21 protein-coding genes are annotated in these 17,964 nt (G+C 71.5%); 14 read left to right on the plus strand and 7 right to left on the minus strand.

Going from position 1 to position 17,964, the window contains the following annotated elements:
- Window positions 1-56: 56 nt before the first annotated feature.
- Both ACIP4Y_RS13895 and ACIP4Y_RS13900 read right to left on the minus strand, forming a co-directional pair.
- Window positions 57-407 carry a VOC family protein gene (locus ACIP4Y_RS13895; RefSeq protein ID WP_401392163.1) on the minus strand — a complete coding sequence of 117 codons (351 nt, stop codon included), beginning with the start codon at window positions 405-407 and terminating at the stop codon, window positions 57-59.
- A gap of 107 nt (window positions 408-514) precedes the next feature.
- Window positions 515-685, minus strand: coding sequence for a hypothetical protein (locus ACIP4Y_RS13900; protein WP_401392165.1), 171 nt, complete (start codon window positions 683-685; stop codon window positions 515-517).
- Between the two features lie 18 nt (window positions 686-703).
- On the opposite strand from ACIP4Y_RS13900, the gene ACIP4Y_RS13905 reads away from it, so the two are divergent.
- Both ACIP4Y_RS13905 and ACIP4Y_RS13910 read left to right on the plus strand, forming a co-directional pair.
- Window positions 704-1,396, plus strand: coding sequence for a sensor histidine kinase (locus ACIP4Y_RS13905; RefSeq protein WP_401392168.1), 693 nt, complete (start codon window positions 704-706; stop codon window positions 1,394-1,396).
- Window positions 1,393-2,100: a response regulator gene (locus tag ACIP4Y_RS13910; protein ID WP_401392171.1), complete on the plus strand. Its 708-nt coding sequence runs from the start codon at window positions 1,393-1,395 to the stop codon at window positions 2,098-2,100. Before ACIP4Y_RS13905 ends, ACIP4Y_RS13910 begins: the two co-directional genes overlap by 4 nt.
- Before the next feature lie 10 nt (window positions 2,101-2,110).
- Here the strand turns inward: ACIP4Y_RS13910 and ACIP4Y_RS13915 are convergent, their stop codons facing one another.
- On the minus strand, window positions 2,111-2,323 hold the full coding sequence (locus ACIP4Y_RS13915; protein WP_401392174.1) for a hypothetical protein: 213 nt from the start codon (window positions 2,321-2,323) through the stop codon (window positions 2,111-2,113).
- Here ACIP4Y_RS13915 and ACIP4Y_RS13920 point away from each other — a divergent pair.
- Entirely contained in the window at window positions 2,322-2,699 is a 378-nt protein-coding gene (locus ACIP4Y_RS13920) for a hypothetical protein (protein WP_401392177.1), read from the plus strand. The genes ACIP4Y_RS13915 and ACIP4Y_RS13920 overlap by 2 nt on opposite strands.
- Before the next feature lie 26 nt (window positions 2,700-2,725).
- Here the strand turns inward: ACIP4Y_RS13920 and ACIP4Y_RS13925 are convergent, their stop codons facing one another.
- From ACIP4Y_RS13925 to ACIP4Y_RS13940, 4 genes are read right to left on the minus strand one after another with little or no spacing between them, the layout of a single operon-like run.
- Complete coding sequence (locus ACIP4Y_RS13925) at window positions 2,726-3,757, minus strand: LacI family DNA-binding transcriptional regulator (protein ID WP_401392180.1); 1,032 nt, start codon at window positions 3,755-3,757, stop codon at window positions 2,726-2,728.
- Complete coding sequence (locus tag ACIP4Y_RS13930) at window positions 3,754-4,659, minus strand: carbohydrate ABC transporter permease (RefSeq protein ID WP_401392182.1); 906 nt, start codon at window positions 4,657-4,659, stop codon at window positions 3,754-3,756. The genes ACIP4Y_RS13925 and ACIP4Y_RS13930 overlap by 4 nt, the downstream gene beginning before the upstream one ends.
- Window positions 4,656-5,582, minus strand: a complete 927-nt coding sequence (locus tag ACIP4Y_RS13935) for a carbohydrate ABC transporter permease (RefSeq protein WP_401392185.1) — start codon at window positions 5,580-5,582, stop codon at window positions 4,656-4,658. Before ACIP4Y_RS13935 ends, ACIP4Y_RS13930 begins: the two co-directional genes overlap by 4 nt.
- Window positions 5,579-6,895 (minus strand): ABC transporter substrate-binding protein, encoded by a 1,317-nt coding sequence (locus tag ACIP4Y_RS13940; RefSeq protein ID WP_401392188.1) that lies wholly within the window; start codon window positions 6,893-6,895, stop codon window positions 5,579-5,581. The genes ACIP4Y_RS13935 and ACIP4Y_RS13940 overlap by 4 nt, the downstream gene beginning before the upstream one ends.
- 236 nt (window positions 6,896-7,131) lie before the next feature.
- On the opposite strand from ACIP4Y_RS13940, the gene ACIP4Y_RS13945 reads away from it, so the two are divergent.
- From ACIP4Y_RS13945 to ACIP4Y_RS13995, 11 genes are all read left to right on the plus strand, one after another.
- Window positions 7,132-9,153, plus strand: coding sequence for a beta-galactosidase (locus tag ACIP4Y_RS13945; protein ID WP_401392190.1), 2,022 nt, complete (start codon window positions 7,132-7,134; stop codon window positions 9,151-9,153).
- Window positions 9,154-9,269: 116 nt separating this feature from the next.
- A complete protein-coding gene (locus ACIP4Y_RS13950; protein ID WP_401392192.1) occupies window positions 9,270-10,832 on the plus strand; it encodes a glycosyl hydrolase 53 family protein in 1,563 nt (520 codons plus the stop codon).
- 190 nt (window positions 10,833-11,022) lie between these two features.
- Entirely contained in the window at window positions 11,023-11,310 is a 288-nt protein-coding gene (locus tag ACIP4Y_RS13955; protein ID WP_401392195.1) for an ArsR family transcriptional regulator, read from the plus strand.
- Window positions 11,311-11,372: 62 nt separating this feature from the next.
- The gene (locus tag ACIP4Y_RS13960; RefSeq protein WP_401392198.1) at window positions 11,373-12,332 is read left to right on the plus strand and encodes an SMP-30/gluconolactonase/LRE family protein; all 960 of its coding nucleotides are present in this window, start codon (window positions 11,373-11,375) and stop codon (window positions 12,330-12,332) included.
- Between the two features lie 68 nt (window positions 12,333-12,400).
- Window positions 12,401-12,862: a fluoride efflux transporter CrcB gene (gene crcB, locus ACIP4Y_RS13965; RefSeq protein WP_401392200.1), complete on the plus strand. Its 462-nt coding sequence runs from the start codon at window positions 12,401-12,403 to the stop codon at window positions 12,860-12,862.
- Window positions 12,859-13,239 (plus strand): DUF190 domain-containing protein, encoded by a 381-nt coding sequence (locus tag ACIP4Y_RS13970; RefSeq protein ID WP_401392203.1) that lies wholly within the window; start codon window positions 12,859-12,861, stop codon window positions 13,237-13,239. The genes crcB (ACIP4Y_RS13965) and ACIP4Y_RS13970 overlap by 4 nt, the downstream gene beginning before the upstream one ends.
- Window positions 13,236-13,610, plus strand: a complete 375-nt coding sequence (gene crcB, locus ACIP4Y_RS13975; RefSeq protein WP_401392206.1) for a fluoride efflux transporter CrcB — start codon at window positions 13,236-13,238, stop codon at window positions 13,608-13,610. Before ACIP4Y_RS13970 ends, crcB (ACIP4Y_RS13975) begins: the two co-directional genes overlap by 4 nt.
- A 75-nt stretch (window positions 13,611-13,685) precedes the next feature.
- A complete protein-coding gene (locus tag ACIP4Y_RS13980) occupies window positions 13,686-14,522 on the plus strand; it encodes an undecaprenyl-diphosphate phosphatase (RefSeq protein ID WP_401392209.1) in 837 nt (278 codons plus the stop codon).
- Window positions 14,523-14,694: 172 nt separating this feature from the next.
- Window positions 14,695-15,372: a FadR/GntR family transcriptional regulator gene (locus ACIP4Y_RS13985; protein WP_358636802.1), complete on the plus strand. Its 678-nt coding sequence runs from the start codon at window positions 14,695-14,697 to the stop codon at window positions 15,370-15,372.
- On the plus strand, window positions 15,369-16,808 hold the full coding sequence (locus ACIP4Y_RS13990) for an amino acid permease (RefSeq protein ID WP_401392212.1): 1,440 nt from the start codon (window positions 15,369-15,371) through the stop codon (window positions 16,806-16,808). The genes ACIP4Y_RS13985 and ACIP4Y_RS13990 overlap by 4 nt, the downstream gene beginning before the upstream one ends.
- Window positions 16,809-16,848: 40 nt before the next feature.
- Window positions 16,849-17,865 (plus strand): asparaginase, encoded by a 1,017-nt coding sequence (locus tag ACIP4Y_RS13995; protein ID WP_401392215.1) that lies wholly within the window; start codon window positions 16,849-16,851, stop codon window positions 17,863-17,865.
- The last annotated feature ends 99 nt before the right edge of the window (window positions 17,866-17,964 follow it).

Here is a 17,964-nt window from a genome sequence, read left to right on the forward strand (position 1 = left end):
GATCAGGCCACTCGTTGAGTGTGCAACTAGTGGCCCGGCGGACGGTCGCACGGGCCTCAGGCCGACGGGTCCTGCAGCAGCCCCACGAGGTTGCCGTCGGGGTCCTTCACGGAGGCGATCAGCCGGCCGCCGCCGACGTCCTGCGCGTCCTGGAGCAGCTCGGCCCCCGCCGCGAGCAGCGCCGCGAGCCGCTCCCGCAGATCCGTCACGTGCCAGTACGGCACCGGCCCCGTCATGCCCTTGGCGTGCCCGTTCGGGTCGAGGCCGACGTCCTGGCCGGCGGCCTTGAAACCGACGTAGTACGGCTCGTCCGCGTACGGCTCGACGCCCAGCAGCGCGCCGAACACGGCCTTGGCGCGCGCCAGGTCCTTCACCGGGTAGATGATCGTCTGCAGGCCGGCGGTCATGGTGCTCACTCCTTCGCGATGCGGAACCCGACGGCTCCCCGCCGGTGCTCTCACGCTAGGGCCGGGAGGCCCACGAGGGCTTCTCCGATCCTGACCGCTTGGTCCCGTCACTCGTTGTGCAGCACCTCGGCGACGGTGAGGCGGGCCGCTCGGCGGGCGGGGACCAGCGCGCCCATGACGGCGATCACCACGCCCGCGAGCGCCGCCAGGGCCAGGAGGGGCGCGTGCCAGACGTCCGTCATTGAGCGGGGCAGCGTGATGTCGACCCCGGCCGCCATGCGGGGCACCACCACCCGGTGGGCGGCGATGCCCAGCGGGACGCCCAGCAGCGACCCCAGCGCGCCGACAACGTCAGCCTGATGGTCGTCCAGGCGAGCGCCGCCCGCGAGGTGCTCGGCACGATGCCGGACGAGGCGGCGACCGCGCTGCGGGCCGTCGAGGACGCGGGCCGGGGCGCGATGACCGACCTCAGGCATCTGCTGGGCCTGCTCGCCCCCGCGCAGGACGGCACGGACGACGACCCGGGACGGGACACGGACCCCGGCGCGGCAAAGGTGGGTACGCCGCTCGCCCCGCAGCCCGGCCTCGACCGCCTCGGCCCGCTGGTGGACCGGATATCGTTCGCCGGGCTGCCCGTCGAGGTCAGCGTCTCGGGCGAGCCGCGGACGCTGCCGCAGGGCATCGACGTGACCGCCTACCGCATCATCCAGGAGGCCCTGACCAATGCGCTCCGGCACGGCGACGGCGGCAAGGCGCAGGTGACCGTGCGCTACGCCGACCACGCCCTGCGCGTCGAGATCCTCAACTCCGGCCCCAGCGTGCTCACCGGCACCGCACCGGCCGGCCCGGGACCGCACAGCGAGGGCACCGGACGCGGCCTGCTCGGCCTGCGCGAACGGGTCGACGTCTACGGCGGCGACCTCGACGCCCGGCGCAGACTCGGCGGCGGCTTCCGCGTCCGCGCCCGCATCCCCCTGGACCGGCCGTGACCGCGGACGCGCCCGAGCAGGCACCCCGCGTCCTGATCGCCGACGACCAGACGCTGATCCGGACCGGCTTCCGGCTGATCCTCACCGCCCGGGGCATCGAGGTGGCCGGCGAGGCCGCCGACGGCGCCGAGGCGGTCGCGGCGGCCCGCGAACTGCGGCCGGACGTCGTCCTGATGGACATCCGCATGCCGGTCATGGACGGCCTGGAGGCCACCCGGCACATCCTGGCCGCGGCCCCCGGCTGCCGGGTGCTCATGCTGACCACCTTCGACCTGGACCGGTACGTTTACACGACCCTGTCGCTCGGGGCCAGCGGCAGCCTGCTCAAGGACGTCACCCCGGAGCACCTGGCGGCGGCCGTACGGCTGGTCAGCACCGGCGACGCCCTGCTGGCCCCGCAGATCACCCGGCGCCTGGTGGAGCGGTACGCGGCCGACGCCGAGCGGACCCCCGCACCCGTGCCCGACGGGCTGGCCGCCCTCACACCCCGCGAGCGGGAGGTGCTGACGCTGATGGGCCGCGGCCTGTCCAACGCCGAACTGGCCGCCGACCTGATCCTGAGCGAGGCCACGGTCAAGTCCCACGTGGCCCGCATCTTCGCCAAACTCGGTCTGCGCGACCGCGCCCAGGCGGTGGTCCTCGCCTACGAGACGGGGCTGGTGACACCCGGCGACCAGCCGCGCCGGCGCGCGGACGGGCACTGAGCAGCCGTACTCATGCCCGGCTGCCGCACGCACCCGGGACCGCATCCACGAAGCCGCTCTTCAGCGGAACGTCCTCTGCCGGCCGGGCAGCCCTGTGCGCGCTGGTCCTGGCCGCCTGCGGCAGCGAGCGGGCGGCCGGCCGGCAGGCGGGGAGCGACAGCGCCGGCAGCCGGTCCGCGACCGCCCGTACGCACTCCGAGGGACCGGAGTTCGTCCAGTGCATGGAGCTCCTCACCTCGCTCGCCGGGCCGTGCGTGCCCCAGGCACCGGCCACCGTCCCGCCCGAGCCGTCCGGGCAGGGGAAGCCGCGCACCGCGCCCACACAGCCGCCCACGCTCCCGGGCAGGCCGGCCCCCGAGACGTCCGGGACGCCGGCCGGCCCCCGCGAAGAGCTGGCGCCGACCGGCGTCGAGAAGCGCGAGGCCCGCGTCCACGCCCGGCGGATCGGCGACACCCCGGAGAAGACGCCCGATCCCGCACCCGGCCAGTTCACGCTCGGCCTGCGGTCATGGACGGCCGGCTCTGCCTGGACGGCACCGTCACGGGCACCCGGACCACCGTCACGCCTGCGGCGGCGCGTCGCAGGCCAAGTGCCGTGACGTCCAGCGGACCAAGACACCCGACGTCACGTCGAGTCGCGCCTGACCAGCTCCGTCGGCAGGATCACCGCCGCCGGGTCCTCCCCGCCTATCTGGGCGAGCAGCACCCGGACCATCTCGTTGCTGATCCGGTCCCACGGCTGCCGGATCGTGGTGAGCGCCGGGGTGGCGGCGGTCGCCGCCGGCGAGTCGTCGAAACCGCCGACGGCGATGTCGTCCGGTACCCGCTTCCCGGCCCGGTGGAGGGCCGTCAGCACGCCCTGCGCCATCAGGTCCGAGGCGACGAACACGGCGTCCATGTCCGGCGCCTGCGCCAACAGCCGCTCCGCGCCCGCCTCCCCGCTGGCCCGGCTGTAGTCGCCGGAGACGACGAGCCGTTCGTCGGCCGCGATGCCCGCCTCGGCGAGCACCTCCCGGTACCCGGCGAGCCGCTCCACGCCCCCGGGGGTGTCCAGCGGGCCGGTGACCACGCCGATCCGGCGCCGGCCCAGCGACAGCAGATGCCGGACCATGTCCCGGGCGCCGTCCCGGTCGTCGGCGGCCACGTAACTCACCTTCGAGCCGAGCCCGATCGGCTTGCCGCAGGCGACCAGCGGCACCCCCGCCTCCCGCAGCTCCTCGGCGACCGGATCGCCGGAGTGGCTGGAGACCAGCAGCACCCCGTCGACGTGCCCGGCGGTGATGTACCGCGTGATGCGCCGGCGTTCGTCCTCGGTCCCCGCCAGCATCAGCAGCAGAGGGACGTCGTGCGCGGCCAGCGCCTGGGTGCAGCCGCGCAGCAGGACGTTGAAGTTGGGGTCTTCGAAGAACCGCTCCTGCGGCTCGGTCAGCAGGAAGCCCACCGAGTCGGAGCGGCCCGTGATCAGCGAACGGGCGTGCCGGTTCACGACGTACCCGGTCTTGCGGATGGCGGCGTTGACCGCCTCCTGGGCGGCGGGGCTGACGTAGTGCCCGCCGTTGAGCACGCGCGAGACGGTGCCGCGCGAGACGCCTGCCTCGCGCGCCACGTCGTGGATCGTCGGCGGTCTGCGCCGGCCCCCCGGATTGCCCATGGTCATGACTTTACGGCCCCGGACAGCAGATCCAGACTCCAGAACCGCTGAATGACCAGGAACAGGGCGATCAGCGGGAGCACCGCGAGGAACGCCCCGGTGATCACCAGGGTGTACAGCGCGGGCGTGTTGGAGCCCTGCTCCAGCAGCGTGTACAGACCCAGCGTGAGCGGGAACTTCTCGTCGTCGCTCAGCATGATGAACGGCAGCAGGAAGTTGTTCCAGATGGCGACGAACTGGAACAGGAACACCGTGACCATGCCGGGGATCATCATCGGCAGCGCGACCCGGGTGAAGATCCGCCACTCGCTCGCCCCGTCCATCCGTCCGGCCTCCACCACGTCGGCCGGCACGGCGGCGGACGCGTAGATCCGGGCGAGGTAGACGCCGTACGGGGAGAGGATCTGCGGCAGCAGCACGGACAGGTAGGAGTCCGTGAGGTCGGCCTTGGCCAGCAGCAGGTACTGCGGGATCGCGAGGATCACCGGCGGCATCAGGACGCCCGCGAGCAGCACGTTGAACATGGTCTCGCGGCCCTTGAAGCGGTAGGTCGCGAGCGCGTGGCCGCTGAACGCCGACACGGCGGTGGACAGCAGCGCGCCGAGACCCGCGTACAGGGCGGAGTTGCCCATCCACTTCCAGTAGACGCCGCCCCGGTAGGCGTTGAGATCCTTGATGTTGTCGGCGAAACCGGTGCCGGGCAGGAAGGTGAACGTGGAGAACAGCTCGTGCCCGGACTTGGTCGACGCGATCACCACCCAGGCGACCGGGAGCAGGGTGTAGATGGCGCCGAGCAGCAGCGTGACCGTCGGGATCAGGGCGATCCGGCGGCGCAGCGGGGGGCCTTGCGCCGTACCCGGGGTGGTGCCGGCGGCCGGGGCGGCCTTGCGGACGGCAAGAGTACTCACTGCGCTGCCTCCTGCTTGTTGCGGCGGTTCGCGGCCCGCAGGAACCCGAACGACAGCAGCAGCGTGACCACGGCGATCAGCGTCGCCTCGGCCGCCGCCGCGTAGATGTCGTTCCGGCCGAAGGCGTCCTGGTACACCTTCATCAGCGGGCTCCAGGTCGTGTTGACCGAGTTGGTCAGCGGCTTCAGGGTGGTCGGCTCGTTGAACACCTGGAGCGTCGCGATGATCGAGAAGAAGAAGGTCAGCACCAGCGACGGCGCCACCATCGGGATCTTGATGCGCAGCGCGATCTGCAGCGGGGTGGCACCGTCCAGCTTCGCCGCCTCGTACACCTCGGCCGGGATGGACCGGAGCGAGGTGTAGATGACGATCATGTTGAAGCCGGTGCCGCCCCAGACCGCGATGTTCGACAGGGCGAGGTACAGCGGACCGCCGTCCAGCAGGTCCGGCTGCGGCAGGCCCAGCTTGTCCAGCACGAAGTAGAACGGGCTGACGTCCGGCAGGTACAGGAAGCCCCACAGCAGCGCGGCCACCACGCCGGGGACGGCGTACGGCAGGAAGATCGCGAGCCGGGTGAACGGGGCGAGCCGCACCTTGTCGGTGTCCAGCATCAGCGCGAAGAGCAGCGCCAGGCCCAGCATCACCGGGACGACGATGCAGCCGTAGCCGAGCACGCGCAGCGCGCCGTTCAGCAGCTCGCTGTCCTGGAAGGCCCCGGTGTAGTTCTCGACACCGGCCCACACCTCCTTGCGGGCGCCCGATCCCAGGCCGAGGCCGGTGACGTGCACCTTGCGGAAGCTGAGCCAGACCGCGTAGCCGATGGGCAGCGCGAAGAAGAGGGCGAACAGGATCGTGGCGGGGAGGAGGAAGCCGTACGGGGCCCCCTTGACCCCGTACGACTTCCGGCTGGCGGGGCTGCTCACCGAGCGACCTCGAAGCCCTGCTTCTTCATGTCGGCGACCGTGTCGTGCTGCATCTTCCCCAGGGCGGCGGTGAAGTCCGACTTGTTCTTGGCGGCGGAGCCGAAGGCGTCCTTGAAGGACGTGTAGGCGACGTTCACGTTCGGGCCCCACGCGGAGGGCGCGGTGGTCTTCGCGATGTCCGCGGCCTTGGTGTAGAAGTCCGGCTGGTTGGCGAAGTACGCCGGCGGGTTGGAGAAGGCGCCGCTCAACTGGGCGGAGGTGGACGCCGGGTAGATGCCGCCCTCCTTCGCCAGCGCGTTCAGGGCGTCGTGGTCGGTGTTCAGCCAGGCCGCGAACTCTGCGGCGGCCTCCTTGTGCGCGGAGTCGGTGGTGACCGCCGTCGAGGAGCCGCCCCAGCTGCCGGTGACGTCCTGGTCGGCCGACCACTGGGGGAGCGGGGCCATGGCCCACTTGCCCTTGGTGTCCGGCGCCGCCGTGGTCAGCGTGCCGGGCGCCCACACGGCGCTCACCCAGGCGATCTGCTTGCCGGTGTCCAGCGCCTTGTTCCAGGACGGGGTGTACATCGGCTGGTTGTCGATGACGCCCTCCTTGACCAGACCGCCCCAGAACGCGGCGACCTTCCGGGTGGCGGCGTCGTCGATGCCGACCTTCCACTTGTCGCCGGAGGTGGTCCACCACTTGGCGCCGGCCTGCTGGGCGAGGCCCGCGAAGAGACCGGAGTCGTTGGCGGAGAAGGTGGTCAGGTCCTTGTCCGGCGCCTTCTTCTTCAGCAGGCGGGCGGTCTCGGCGAACTGCTCCCAGGTGGTGGGGACCTTCAGGTTGTACTGCTCGAACAGGTCCTCGCGGTAGTAGAACATCATCGGGCCGATGTCCTGCGGCACCGCGTAGACGGCGTCCGTGCCGAGCGTGGTCTGCTGCCAGACGCCCTCGGCGAACTTGTCCTCGACGTGCCCGACTTCCTTGGAGATGTCGGCCAGGGCGTCGTTGCTGACCAGCGTCGGCAGCGCCTGGTACTCGGCCTGCACCAGGTCAGGGGCCTTCTTCGCCTTGTGCGCGGTGAGGATCTTGGTGACCAGCGTGTCGCCGGACGCCTGCTTCTTCACCGTGACGGTGATCTGGTCCTTCTTCCCCGGCCCCTTGTTCCACAGGTCGACGACCTTGTCCATGCCGGGTGTCCAGGTCCAGTACGTCAGCGAGACGGGACCCGACTCGGCCTTGCTGTCGTCCTCGGAACCGCAGGCGGCGAGGGCGGTGGCGCCGAGGGACACGGCGACGGCGGTTGTCACGAGGCGACGGCGCTTCGTGTGCGGCATGGTTTCTCCCCTGACCTGGGTCCCCGCCCGCTGCGGGGACCTGCCATGCAGATGTGCACGTTCACACGACCCGGGTGCTCCCTGCGCGGGAGCCCCTGCCATGCTTCTGTGAGCGTTCACAGTAGAGAAACATCCCGGACACTTGTCAATGGTTGTTACTGTGCGGTTATGTTGGGCTCGCACGGCCAATACTGTGTGTGCACGTTCCCAAATGATCGATTTTCCGGGAGACATCGATGCCGGACACCAGCCCCAGGGGCCTCACGAGGCTCGCCTTCGGTGGGGACTACAACCCCGAGCAGTGGCCGGAATCCGTCTGGCCGGAGGACGTCCGGCTGATGCGGGAGGCCGGCGTCACCATGGTGAGCGTCGGCATCTTCTCCTGGGCGCTGCTGGAGCCGGCGCCGGGGGAGTACGACTTCGGCTGGCTCGACCGGGTCATCGGCCTGCTGCACGAGAACGGCATCCGCGTCGACCTCGGCACGCCCACCGTGGTGCCGCCCGCCTGGTTCTACCGGGCACACCCCGAGGCGCTGCCGGTCACCGCCGAGGGCGTGCGCTACGAGTTCGGCTCGCGCGGCGCGATCTGCCACAGCAACGCCGACTACCGCGCCGCCGCCGCGAACATCACCACCCGGCTCGCCGAGCGCTACGGCGACCACCCGGCGCTCGCGATGTGGCACGTCCACAACGAGTACGGCGTCCCCGTCTCCGCCTGCTACTGCGACACCTGCGCGGACCGGTTCCGCCGCTGGCTCGCGGACACCTACGGCAGCGTGGACGCCGTCAACGAGACCTGGGGAACGGCCTTCTGGGGCCAGCACTACACCGACCTGGCGCAGATCAACCCGCCCCGGGCCACCCCGACGGTGGGCAACCCCGGCCAGGCGCTGGACTACAAGCGGTTCACCGACGCAACCATCCGGGAGAACTTCCGCGCCGAGCGGGACATCCTGCACCGCCTCTCGCCGGGCGTACCGGTCACCACCAACTTCATGACCGCCCTCAGCCAGTGCGACTCCATGGACTACTGGGCCTGGGGCCGCGAGGTCGACCTCGTCACCAACGACCACTACCTGATCACCGACGGCCGCCGCACCCACGTCAACCTCGCCATGGCCGCCGACCTCACCCGCTCGGTCGCCGGCGGCGCCCCCTGGCTGCTGCTGGAGCACTCCACCTCGGGCGTCAACTGGCAGCCCCGCAACCCCGCGAAGGCGCCGGGCCAGATGGCCCGCAACTCCCTCGCGCACGTGGCACGAGGCTCCGAGGGCGCGATGTTCTTCCAGTGGCGCCAGTCCCGGCGCGGCGCCGAGAAGTTCCACTCGGCGATGCTGCCGCACGGCGGAACCGACACCCGCGTCTGGCGTGAGGTGGCCGAACTCGGCTCCTCCGTCGGGGCGTTGAGCGAGATCCGGGGCACCCGCACCGTGGCGGACGCGGCGATGCTGTGGGACTGGCAGTCCTGGTGGGCGCAGAACCTGTCCTGGCGCCCCAGCGAGGACCACGACCCGCGCGAGCGCGCCGACTCCTTCTACGAGGCCCTCTACGACCGCCACCTCACGGTCGACTTCGCCCACCCGGAAGCCGACCTGTCGCGGTACCCGCTGGTCGTCGTCCCGGCCCTGTACCTGATGACGGAGGCCGCCGGGGACAACGTCCGCCAGTACGTCGAGAACGGCGGCACGCTCGTGGTGTCGTACTTCTCCGGCATCGTGGACGAGCACGATGCCGTCCACGAGGGCGCCTACCCCGGCGCACTGCGTGACGTCCTCGGGCTGACCGTGGAGGAGTTCTCGCCGCTGCTGAAGGACGAGCGGGTGCGGCTGACCGGCCCGGACGGCTCCGAGCTGACCGGGGACGTGTGGACGGAGTTCGTCGTCCCGCGCGGCGCCGAGACCGTCTGGACGTACACCGACGGGCTCACCGCGGGCCGGCCGGCCGTCACCCGGCACCGGCTCGGCCGCGGCACCGCCTGGTACGTCTCCACCCGCCTCGACGCGCAGGGGCTGGACGCGCTCGTCGGCTGGGCCGCCGACGACGCCGTGCTCGCCCCGCGTGCCGACCTGCCCCGCGATGTCGAGGTCGTGCGCCGCGGCGGAGAGTCGGGCACCTACCTCTTCGTCATCAACCACACCGCCGGTGACACCAAGGTGCCGCTGGACACGCCCGGTACCGAGCTGCTGACGGGCGAACGCGCCGTGGGCCGCCTCGCGGTGCCGGCGGGGGCCGTCCGGGTCGTACGACTCGACGGCTGAGCCGGCTCCCCTCCGCCCGTGTGTGCCACGACAGCCGCGGGCGGAGGGGTTCTCCTCCAGCCCCGCTGGAGGACACCCCTCACCCCTCCCCAGTTACGTCGAAGGGACGACGGACGATGAAGTTCCATCCCAGACGCACCATCAGAGCCCTGCTGCTGCCGCTCGCGGCCGGGCTCGCCCTCACCGCCCTGCCCGTCCAGGCCGCCCGCGCCGCGAGCACCCTCGCCAACGGCGGCTTCGAGTCCGACGGCGCGGGCGCGGCCACCCCCGCCGGCTGGGCCGAGTACGGCGACACCGGCGCCTCGTACACCGAGTCCGGCGGCCACAGCGGGAGTTACCGCCTCTCCCACTACTCCTCCTCCGCCTACAAGGTGGAGACGTACCAGTACCTGTCCGGGCTGGCCAACGGCAGCTACAAGCTCACGGCGTGGGTGAGGTCCAGCGGCGGGCAGAAGGCCGCGTACCTAGCGCTCAGGAACTGCGGCGGTTCCGAACAGCGCACCGACCTGCCGATATCGGCCAGTGGGTGGATACGGATCGTCACGCCGGTCAAGGTGACCGGCAACCAGTGCACCATCAGCGTCAACAGTGACGCGAATGCCGGCAACTGGATCAACGTTGACGATCTGACCTTCACGTCCGGCAGCACCGGTACATCCATCCACGGCGCCGACATCTCCTCCCTCGCCAAGAGCGAGGCCAGGGGCGGTGTCTACAAGTCGAGTTCCGGGACCACCGGGGACGCCCTCGCCATCCTCACGTCGTACGGCATGAACTACGCGCGCCTGAAGGTCTGGGTGAACCCGGCCGACGGCTTCAACGACAAGGCGCACGTCCTCGCGGTGGCCAAGCGCATCAAGGCGCAGGGCATGAAGCTCCTGGTCGACTTCCACTACTCGGACAGCTGGGCGGACCCGGGCCAGCAGAACAAGCCGGCCGCATGGGCGGGCCATACGTACAGTCAGCTCAGGACGGACGTGTACAACCACACGTACGACGTCTTGAACGCCTTGAAGGCGCAAGGCACCACCGCCGACATGGTCCAGGTGGGCAATGAGATCAACGGCGGCATGCTGTGGTCCGAGGGATCCACGAACAACTGGAGCCGGCTCGCCGGGTTGATCAACTCCGGCTACGACGCCGTCAAGGCGGTCAACTCGTCCACCGTCGTCGCGCTGCACCTGGCCAAGGGCGGGGACAAGGCCGGCACCGAGTGGTGGTTCGACAACGCGGTCGCGAGCGGCGTGAAGTTCGACGCGATCGGCCTGTCGTACTACGGCTACTGGCACGGCCCGCTCTCCGACTTCCAGACCACCCTGGACGACGCGGCATCCCGCTACGGCAAGCCGGTGTTCGTCGCCGAGACGGCCTACCCCTTCCGTCTGGACAGCGACGACTCGCTCACCAACCAGATCGACACCACCGGCGAGCTGGTCTCCGGCTACCCGGCGACGGTGGCCGGCCAGACCAAGTGGATGAACGACGTGGCGAGCATCGTGGAGGCCGTCCCGAACGGACGCGGGCTCGGCGTCTTCTACTGGGAGGCGACCTGGACCGCCGTCAACGGCAACGGCTGGGACCCGACGGACGCCACCTCCGGCAACGGCTGGGAGAACCAGGCCCTGTTCGGCTACGACGACAAGGCGCTCTCCTCCATGACGTGGTTCAGCCACCGCTGAACCGCCTCGTCGGGGCCCGGTCGCACCAGGCGGCCGGGCCCTCGCCCTGTTCCCGGGGCCGTGGGACACCTCCTCGGGCGCACGGCCGTCCGGTACCGGACAACGGCCGCCGAGTCCCGGACGCGACGGCGTCGCCCGCGCGACAGTGGGAAGACTGCGTATCAGGAGGCCGGGACGGGAGGGCGGACGCATGACGGGGACTCCCTCGGGCCGGATGCGGCAGACCATCCTGGAGTGGCTCAAGGATCCGCCGGCCCACTTCCCGGCCGCGCGCCGCGGCGACCCTGCCGCGATCGGCGTCACCGCGCGGGCCGTCGCCGTCAAGCTGGGCGTACCCCGCCGGACCGCCCTCGCCCACCTGGACCTCCTCACCCGCCTCGGCCTCCTGCGCACCCGCCGGATCCGCTGCCGCACCTACTACCGGCGCGACGAGATCCGGATCGCCGAGGTGGCCCGGATGTTCGAGAAGGGCTGGTGACGGACCCCCGGGCGGGGGACTGCCGGCAGGGGGGCGAGCGCCCCGACGGAGAAGGGACGCACATGGACCGACCGACGGCACTCGTGCCGCTCCACTACGTCGCCCTGGGCGCCCGCGGCCCCGAGGACGTCGTCGCCGACCCGCACGGGCGCGTGCTGACCGGAGTGGCGGACGGACGCATCCTGCGCGTCCACCACCTCGGCGACCCGCTCACGGCCCGCACGGAGGTGCTGGCCGAGACCGGCGGCCGGCCCCTGGGGCTCGAACTCCTGCCGGACGGCGGCCTGGTGGTGTGCGACGCGGAACGCGGCCTGCTGCGGGTGGACACCGAGGACGGTACCGTCCGCGTCCTCGCGGACTCGGCGGCGGGGGAACGGCTCCGCTTCTGCAGCAACGCCGTCGCCCTGTCCGACGGCACCGTGTACTTCACCGTATCCAGCCGCCGCCACCCCCTCCACCGGTGGATCGGCGACATCGTCGAACACACCGGCACCGGGCGCCTGCTGCGGCTCGCCCCCGCGGGCGGGGAACCCGAAGTCCTGCTGGACGGGCTGCAGTTCGCCAACGGGCTCGCCGTGAGTGCCGACGGTTCCTTCCTGGTGATCGCCGAGACCGGCTCCTGCCGCCTCACCCGCTTCCGGCTCACCGGCCCCCGCGCGGGCCGCGCCGAGCCCTTCGCCGACCTGCCCGGCATGCCGGACAACCTCTGGCGCGAGGGCCCCGACGGTCCGCTCTGGGTCGCCCTGGCCAGTCCCCGCGTCCCCCCGCTCGACCTGCTGCACCGCGCCCCGCGGGCCGTCCGCAGGAGCGCCGCCCGGGCCGCCGTACACGCGCCGTACCGGCCGAGCGGGACCGCCGCCGTGGTCGCCGTGGACGACGGGGGCCGGACCGTCCACCACCTCACCCGCCGGCGCTCCGGCTTCCGCATGGTCACCAGCGTGTGCGCGACCGGTGACCACCTGGTGCTGGGCAGCCTCTGGGAGTCCGGTGTGGCGGTCTGCGCCCGCCCTGATGTGCGCTGAGGCGGCGGTACCCTGGTCCTGGCCTTGATCGCCCGACGGGGCAGGGGCCGAACAGGAGACGTACCAGGATGACCGCCCCGGAGACCGAGACCCGACACGTCCGCCCCGCGCCGGCGTGGTGGCCCGAGTGGCGTGCCCAGGCGCCCGTCGTCGCGGCCGTGGCGGCCGGCGGCGGGCTCGGTGCGACGGCCCGCTACGCCCTCACGCTCGCCTGGCCCCCGTCCGCCGGCGGCTTCCCCTGGGCGACCTTCTGGACCAACGTCTCCGGCAGCGCCGCCATGGGCGTGCTCATGGTGCTCGTCACCGAGGTGTGGGCCGCCCACCGCCTGCTGCGCCCGTTCCTCGGTACCGGCGTCCTCGGCGGTTTCACCACCTTCTCCACCTACGCGGTCGACATCCGCAGGCTGGTGGACGCCGGCCGTCCCGGCCCTGGCCTGGCCTATCTCGCCGCGACCCTGTGCGCGGCCCTCGCGGCGGTGTGGCTCGCCTCGGCCGCCACCCGCCGACTGCTGACGGGGAGGCGGCGATGACGTTCCGAACCGACCGTGCCCTCCGGCTCACCGTGTACCTCGGCGAGAACGACACCTGGCACCACCGGCCCCTCTACTCCGAGATCGTGCACCGGGCGCACGCCGCCGGGCTCGCCGGGGCCAGCGTCTTCCGGGGCGTGGAGGGCTTCGGCGCCTCGTCCCGCATCCACACGTCCCGCCTGCTGTCCCTGAGCGAGGACCTGCCGGTCGCGGTGGTCGTGGTGGACGCCGAGGAGCGGGTCCGGGCGTTCCTGCCGCAGCTGGCGGAACTGGTCGACGGGGAACTCGTCACGGTGGAGGAGTGCGAGGTCGTCCGGTACGCGGGGCGCATCCCCGGCCCGGACAAAACGGACTCGGAGGGTAAGAAGTCGTTGTGAACTGGCTGCTGGTCATCGCGGGAGCCGTGGTCGGCGCACCCGTGCGCTATCTCACCGACCGCGCCGTGCAGGCCCGCCACGACTCGCTCTTCCCGTGGGGCACCCTCGTGGTGAACGTGGTCGGCTGCCTGGTCCTCGGGCTGCTCACCGGCGCCGTCTCCGCCGGGGCGGCCGGGCCGCATCTCCAGCTCCTGCTGGGCACCGGGCTGTGCGGTGCGCTGACCACGTACTCGACGTTCTCCTACGAGACCCTGCGGCTGACCGAGGCCGGCTCCGGCCTCTACGCTGCCCTGAACGTCGCGGCAAGCGTGGCGGCGGGGCTCGCGGCGGCCTTTACCGGGGTCTCACTCGCCGGCGCCCTGTGGGCCTGAGCGCTTGCCACCCGGCCGGGCACGGTAAGTACTGTCTACAGCAATGTCGACCAACCCTCCTCAGAACTGGATCCCATGAGCGCCATCTCCGTCGGTCAGGCCGTCGTCCTCGGAGTAGTCGAGGGGGTGACCGAGTTCCTCCCCGTGTCCTCCACGGGCCACCTCAAGATCGCCGAGGGGCTCATGGACATCCCCGTCGACGACAAGTCCGTGGTCGGCTTCTCCGCCGTCATCCAGGTCGGCGCCATCGCCGCCGTGCTCGTGTACTTCTTCAAGGACATCAGGCGGATCGTCTCCGCATGGTTCCGCGGTCTGACCAACCGCGAGGAGCGCTACCACCACGACTACAAGTTCGCCTGGTGGGTCATCGCCGCCACCATTCCGATCGTGGTGGTGGGCCTGGCCGCGAAGCCGCTGATCGACGGCCCGCTCGCCTCGCTGTGGGTGGTCGCAGGCTCGCTGATCGTCGGCTCGGGTGTGATGTGGGCCGCCGACCAGATCGGCCGGCACAAGCGAGGCGAGGACGACACGTCCTTCAAGGACGCGATGTGGGTCGGCTGCTCCCAGATCCTCGCCCTGCTCTTCCCCGGCTTCTCCCGCTCCGGTGCCACCATGTCCACCGCGCTCATCCTGGACCTGGACCGCGTCGCCGCCACCCGGCTCTCGTTCTTCCTGGGCATCCCGGCCCTGACCGGCGCGGGCCTGTACGAGCTGAAGGACGCCCTCGGCGCGGGCGTGGGTGCCGCCCCGCTGGCCGTCGGCACGGTCGTCTCGTTCGTGGTCGCCTACGCCTCCATCGCCTGGCTGCTCAAGTTCGTCGCCAAGCACTCCTTCAACGCCTTCGTGATCTACCGGATCATCATCGGCGTCGGCCTGCTCGGCCTGCTCGCCACCGGCACGCTCAGCAGCTGAGCGAACGCCGCTGATCACGCTGGGGGTGCGGATGCCTGCATTCAGGCACCGCACCCCGTGAATGTTTCCTTACTCGACACCTTGACACTCCACGCCGGCACCCCGCAGGATCGCTCCCGTGAACCTGTCAGACAGCCAGACAGGTGGTCCGGTCCCGCGGCGCGTCAGCGCCATGGAAGCGGTGCTCGACCACCTCCGCGGCGCCATCGAGCGCGGCCGGTACGCCATCGGCGACAAGCTCCCCTCCGAGGCCGAGCTGTGCCGCACCCTCGAGGTGTCCCGGCCCGTGCTGCGCGAGGCGCTGCGCGCCCTGCAGACGATGGGCCTCACGGTCTCCCGGACCGGCAAGGGCACCTTCGTCGTCGCGAACGCCGTCGAGGACCCCACCTTCGGCGACTACGCGGCCAGCGACCTGCTGGAGGTGCGTCGGCACATCGAGATCCCGGTCGCCGGGTACGCGGCCCTGCGCCGCACCCCGGAGAACCTGGACCACCTGGCCCACCTGCTCGACCGCATGGAGCGGGAGACGGACACCACCGCCTGGGTCGCGATGGACACCCTCTTCCACCTCGCCGTGGCCGAGGCCGCCCAGAACCCGGTCTTCCGCCGGGTCATCGAGGAGATCCGCGACGCACTGGCGCGTCAGTCGGCCTTCCTCAACGAGCTGGGCGGACGCCGCGAGCAGTCCAACCGGGAGCACCGGGCGATCGTCGAGGCGTTGGCCGACGGTTCCGAACACGACGCGGTGGAGGCCATGAGCCACCACCTGGACCGCGTCGAGACGACCCTCACCGACATCGTGCGTCCCCAGCGGACGGACCCCCCTACGGAAGGCGGACCCGAGGCGTGAGCGAGCAGCACCTCAAAGACGAGACGCGCCCCTCGTCCGGCCATGTCGACGCCGGAGACGCCGGCTACAGCAAAGGCCTGAAGCACCGGCACGTCAACATGATCGCCATCGGCGGCGCCATCGGCACCGGCCTCTTCCTCGGCGCGGGCGGCCGGCTCGCCGACGCCGGACCCTCCCTGTTCATCGCGTACGCCGTCTGCGGCGTCTTCGCCTTCCTGGTCGTGCGTGCCCTCGGCGAACTCGTCCTGTACCGCCCGTCCTCCGGTGCCTTCGTGTCGTACGCCCGGGAGTTCCTGGGCGAGAAGGGCGCCTACACCGCGGGCTGGATGTACTTCCTGAACTGGGCGACCACCGGCATCGCCGACATCACGGCCGTCGCCACGTACACGCACTACTGGGGCATGTTCTCCGACATCCCTCAATGGCTGATCGCACTGATCGCCCTCGCGGTCGTCCTGACCGTCAACCTGATCTCGGTCAAGATATTCGGTGAGCTGGAGTTCTGGTTCGCGATCGTCAAGGTCGGCGCGCTCGTTGTCTTCATGTGCATCGGCATCTTCCTGCTGGTCACCCAGCACCCGGTCGACGGCCACCACCCCGGCCCGTCCCTGATCACCGACAACGGCGGCGTCTTCCCCAACGGCCTGCTGCCCATGCTGCTGATCATCCAGGGCGTCGTCTTCGCCTACGCCTCCGTCGAGCTGGTCGGCGTCGCCGCGGGCGAGACCGAGAACCCCGAGAAGATCATGCCGAAGGCGATCAACTCGATCATGTGGCGCGTGGGCCTGTTCTACGTCGGCTCGGTCGTCCTGCTGTCGATGCTGCTCCCGTGGAGCAAGTACTCAGCCGGGCAGAGCCCCTTCGTCACGGTCCTGTCCAACATCGGCGTCCCGGCCGCCGGCGGCGTGATGAACCTGGTCGTCCTGACCGCTGCCATGTCGTCGCTGAACTCCGGCCTGTACTCCACCGGCCGCATCCTGCGCTCCATGGCGATGAGCGGTTCCGCCCCGAAGTTCACCGGCCGGATGAGCCGCAGCCAGGTCCCGTACGGCGGAATCCTGCTCACCAGCGGTATCTGTGTCCTCGGTGTGGGCCTGAACTACGTCGTCCCCGCCGACGCGTTCGAGATCGTCCTCAACTTCGCGGCGATCGGCATCCTCGCGACCTGGGGCATGATCATGCTCTGTCACCTGCTCTTCTGGCGGAAGACCCGCAGCGGCGAGCTGACCCGGCCGTCGTACCGGCTGCCGGGCTCCCCCTGGACCGAACTCGTGACGCTGGCGTTCCTCGCCTCCGTCCTGGTCCTCATGTACGCCGACGGCGGCGCCGGACGCACCACCGTGCTGTGCCTGCCGCTGATCGTCGCAGCACTGGTCGCGGGCTGGTACGCCATCCGCGCCCGCACGTCCCGCACGTCCACCGGCGCCGACGCGTGACCCGCGTACCGGCCGACCCCGACCCCCTGATCAGGCAGTGATGTACAGCAGTTCCCCCGCCGACGCCCCCGTCGTCCGCGAACCTCTCCACGCCCCCGTCGCCCACCTCATCCGCGGCGGGGTCGTCGAAGGCATCCACTACGGCTCCGTCGTCGTCCTCGGCGCCGACGGGCAGGTGCGGTTCCAGCTCGGCGACATCGAGGCGGCCTTCTACCCGCGCTCGGCGCTCAAGCCCGTCCAGGCCGTGGCCATGCTGCGGGCCGGGCTCCCGCTCGACGGCGCACTGCTGTCGCTGGCCGCCGCCAGCCACTCCGGCGAGGAACGCCACCTCGCCGGCACCCGGCGCATCCTCGAACTCGCCGGTCTCACCGAGGACGACCTGCGCAACGTGCCCGACATGCCGTTCGACCCGGCCGTCCGGGACGCCTGGGTCCGCGAGGGCCGGCTGCCCTCCCGCCTCGCCCAGAACTGCTCCGGCAAGCACGCCGCCATGCTGTGGACGGCCCGCATCAACGGCTGGTCCCTGGAGGACTACCTGGACCCGGCGCACCCGCTCCAGCAGGCCGTCGCCGAGACCGTCGAGGAGCTGACCGGCCAGCGCGTCGCCCGGGTCACCGTGGACGGCTGCGGCGCCCCGCTGTTCTCCATCTCCCTGCACGGCCTGGCCCGCGCCCTGGCCCGGATCACCTCGGCCGAGCCCGGCACCCCCGAGGCCCGGGTCGCCGACGCGATGCGCGAGCACGCCGAGATGGCCTCCGGCGCCGGCCGCGACGTGGCCGCGCTCATGCGGGCCGTGCCGGGGCTGCTCGCCAAGGACGGCTTCGAGGGCGTACAGGTCGCTGCGCTGCCGGACGGCACGGCGGTCGCCGTGAAGATCGCAGACGGGGCGAACCGGGCGCGGATACCGGTGGCGGCGGCCGCGCTCGCGCGCGCGGGCGTGGATCCCGAACTCCTCACCGCATTCGCGGGGGAGCCGCTGCTGGGCGGCGGGGAGCCGGTGGGCTGTGTGCGGCCGGTGCGTGCGCTGGATCCGGTTCCGCTCACCGCCTGCGCTTAGCCTCCGCCGCCTCGTGCCAGGGGCTGCGGGCCGTCGTCGGTCCGTGGGCCGTCCGTGGTCGATCGCGCAGTTCCCCGCGCCCCTCTCCAGGCGCTCTCA

This window comes from Streptomyces sp. NPDC088810 (assembly GCF_044750305.1).
Lineage (GTDB): Bacteria > Actinomycetota > Actinomycetes > Streptomycetales > Streptomycetaceae > Streptomyces.

Excerpts from the sequence above, each read along its gene's own strand:
- ACIP4Y_RS13955 (WP_401392195.1), top strand. The coding sequence starts at position 11,023 with ATGACGGGGACTCCCTCGGGCCGGATGCGGCAGACCATCCTGGAGTGG.
- ACIP4Y_RS13895 (WP_401392163.1), bottom strand. The coding sequence starts at position 407 with ATGACCGCCGGCCTGCAGACGATCATCTACCCGGTGAAGGACCTGGCG.
- ACIP4Y_RS13960 (WP_401392198.1), top strand. The coding sequence starts at position 11,373 with ATGGACCGACCGACGGCACTCGTGCCGCTCCACTACGTCGCCCTGGGC.
- ACIP4Y_RS13950 (WP_401392192.1), top strand. The coding sequence starts at position 9,270 with ATGAAGTTCCATCCCAGACGCACCATCAGAGCCCTGCTGCTGCCGCTC.
- crcB (WP_401392200.1), top strand. The coding sequence starts at position 12,401 with ATGACCGCCCCGGAGACCGAGACCCGACACGTCCGCCCCGCGCCGGCG.
- ACIP4Y_RS13985 (WP_358636802.1), top strand. The coding sequence starts at position 14,695 with ATGGAAGCGGTGCTCGACCACCTCCGCGGCGCCATCGAGCGCGGCCGG.
- ACIP4Y_RS13915 (WP_401392174.1), bottom strand. The coding sequence starts at position 2,323 with ATGCACTGGACGAACTCCGGTCCCTCGGAGTGCGTACGGGCGGTCGCG.
- ACIP4Y_RS13940 (WP_401392188.1), bottom strand. The coding sequence starts at position 6,895 with ATGCCGCACACGAAGCGCCGTCGCCTCGTGACAACCGCCGTCGCCGTG.
- ACIP4Y_RS13920 (WP_401392177.1), top strand. The coding sequence starts at position 2,322 with ATGGAGCTCCTCACCTCGCTCGCCGGGCCGTGCGTGCCCCAGGCACCG.
- ACIP4Y_RS13970 (WP_401392203.1), top strand. The coding sequence starts at position 12,859 with ATGACGTTCCGAACCGACCGTGCCCTCCGGCTCACCGTGTACCTCGGC.
- ACIP4Y_RS13945 (WP_401392190.1), top strand. The coding sequence starts at position 7,132 with ATGCCGGACACCAGCCCCAGGGGCCTCACGAGGCTCGCCTTCGGTGGG.
- ACIP4Y_RS13995 (WP_401392215.1), top strand. The coding sequence starts at position 16,849 with ATGTACAGCAGTTCCCCCGCCGACGCCCCCGTCGTCCGCGAACCTCTC.
- ACIP4Y_RS13900 (WP_401392165.1), bottom strand. The coding sequence starts at position 685 with ATGGCGGCCGGGGTCGACATCACGCTGCCCCGCTCAATGACGGACGTC.
- ACIP4Y_RS13980 (WP_401392209.1), top strand. The coding sequence starts at position 13,686 with ATGAGCGCCATCTCCGTCGGTCAGGCCGTCGTCCTCGGAGTAGTCGAG.
- ACIP4Y_RS13925 (WP_401392180.1), bottom strand. The coding sequence starts at position 3,757 with ATGACCATGGGCAATCCGGGGGGCCGGCGCAGACCGCCGACGATCCAC.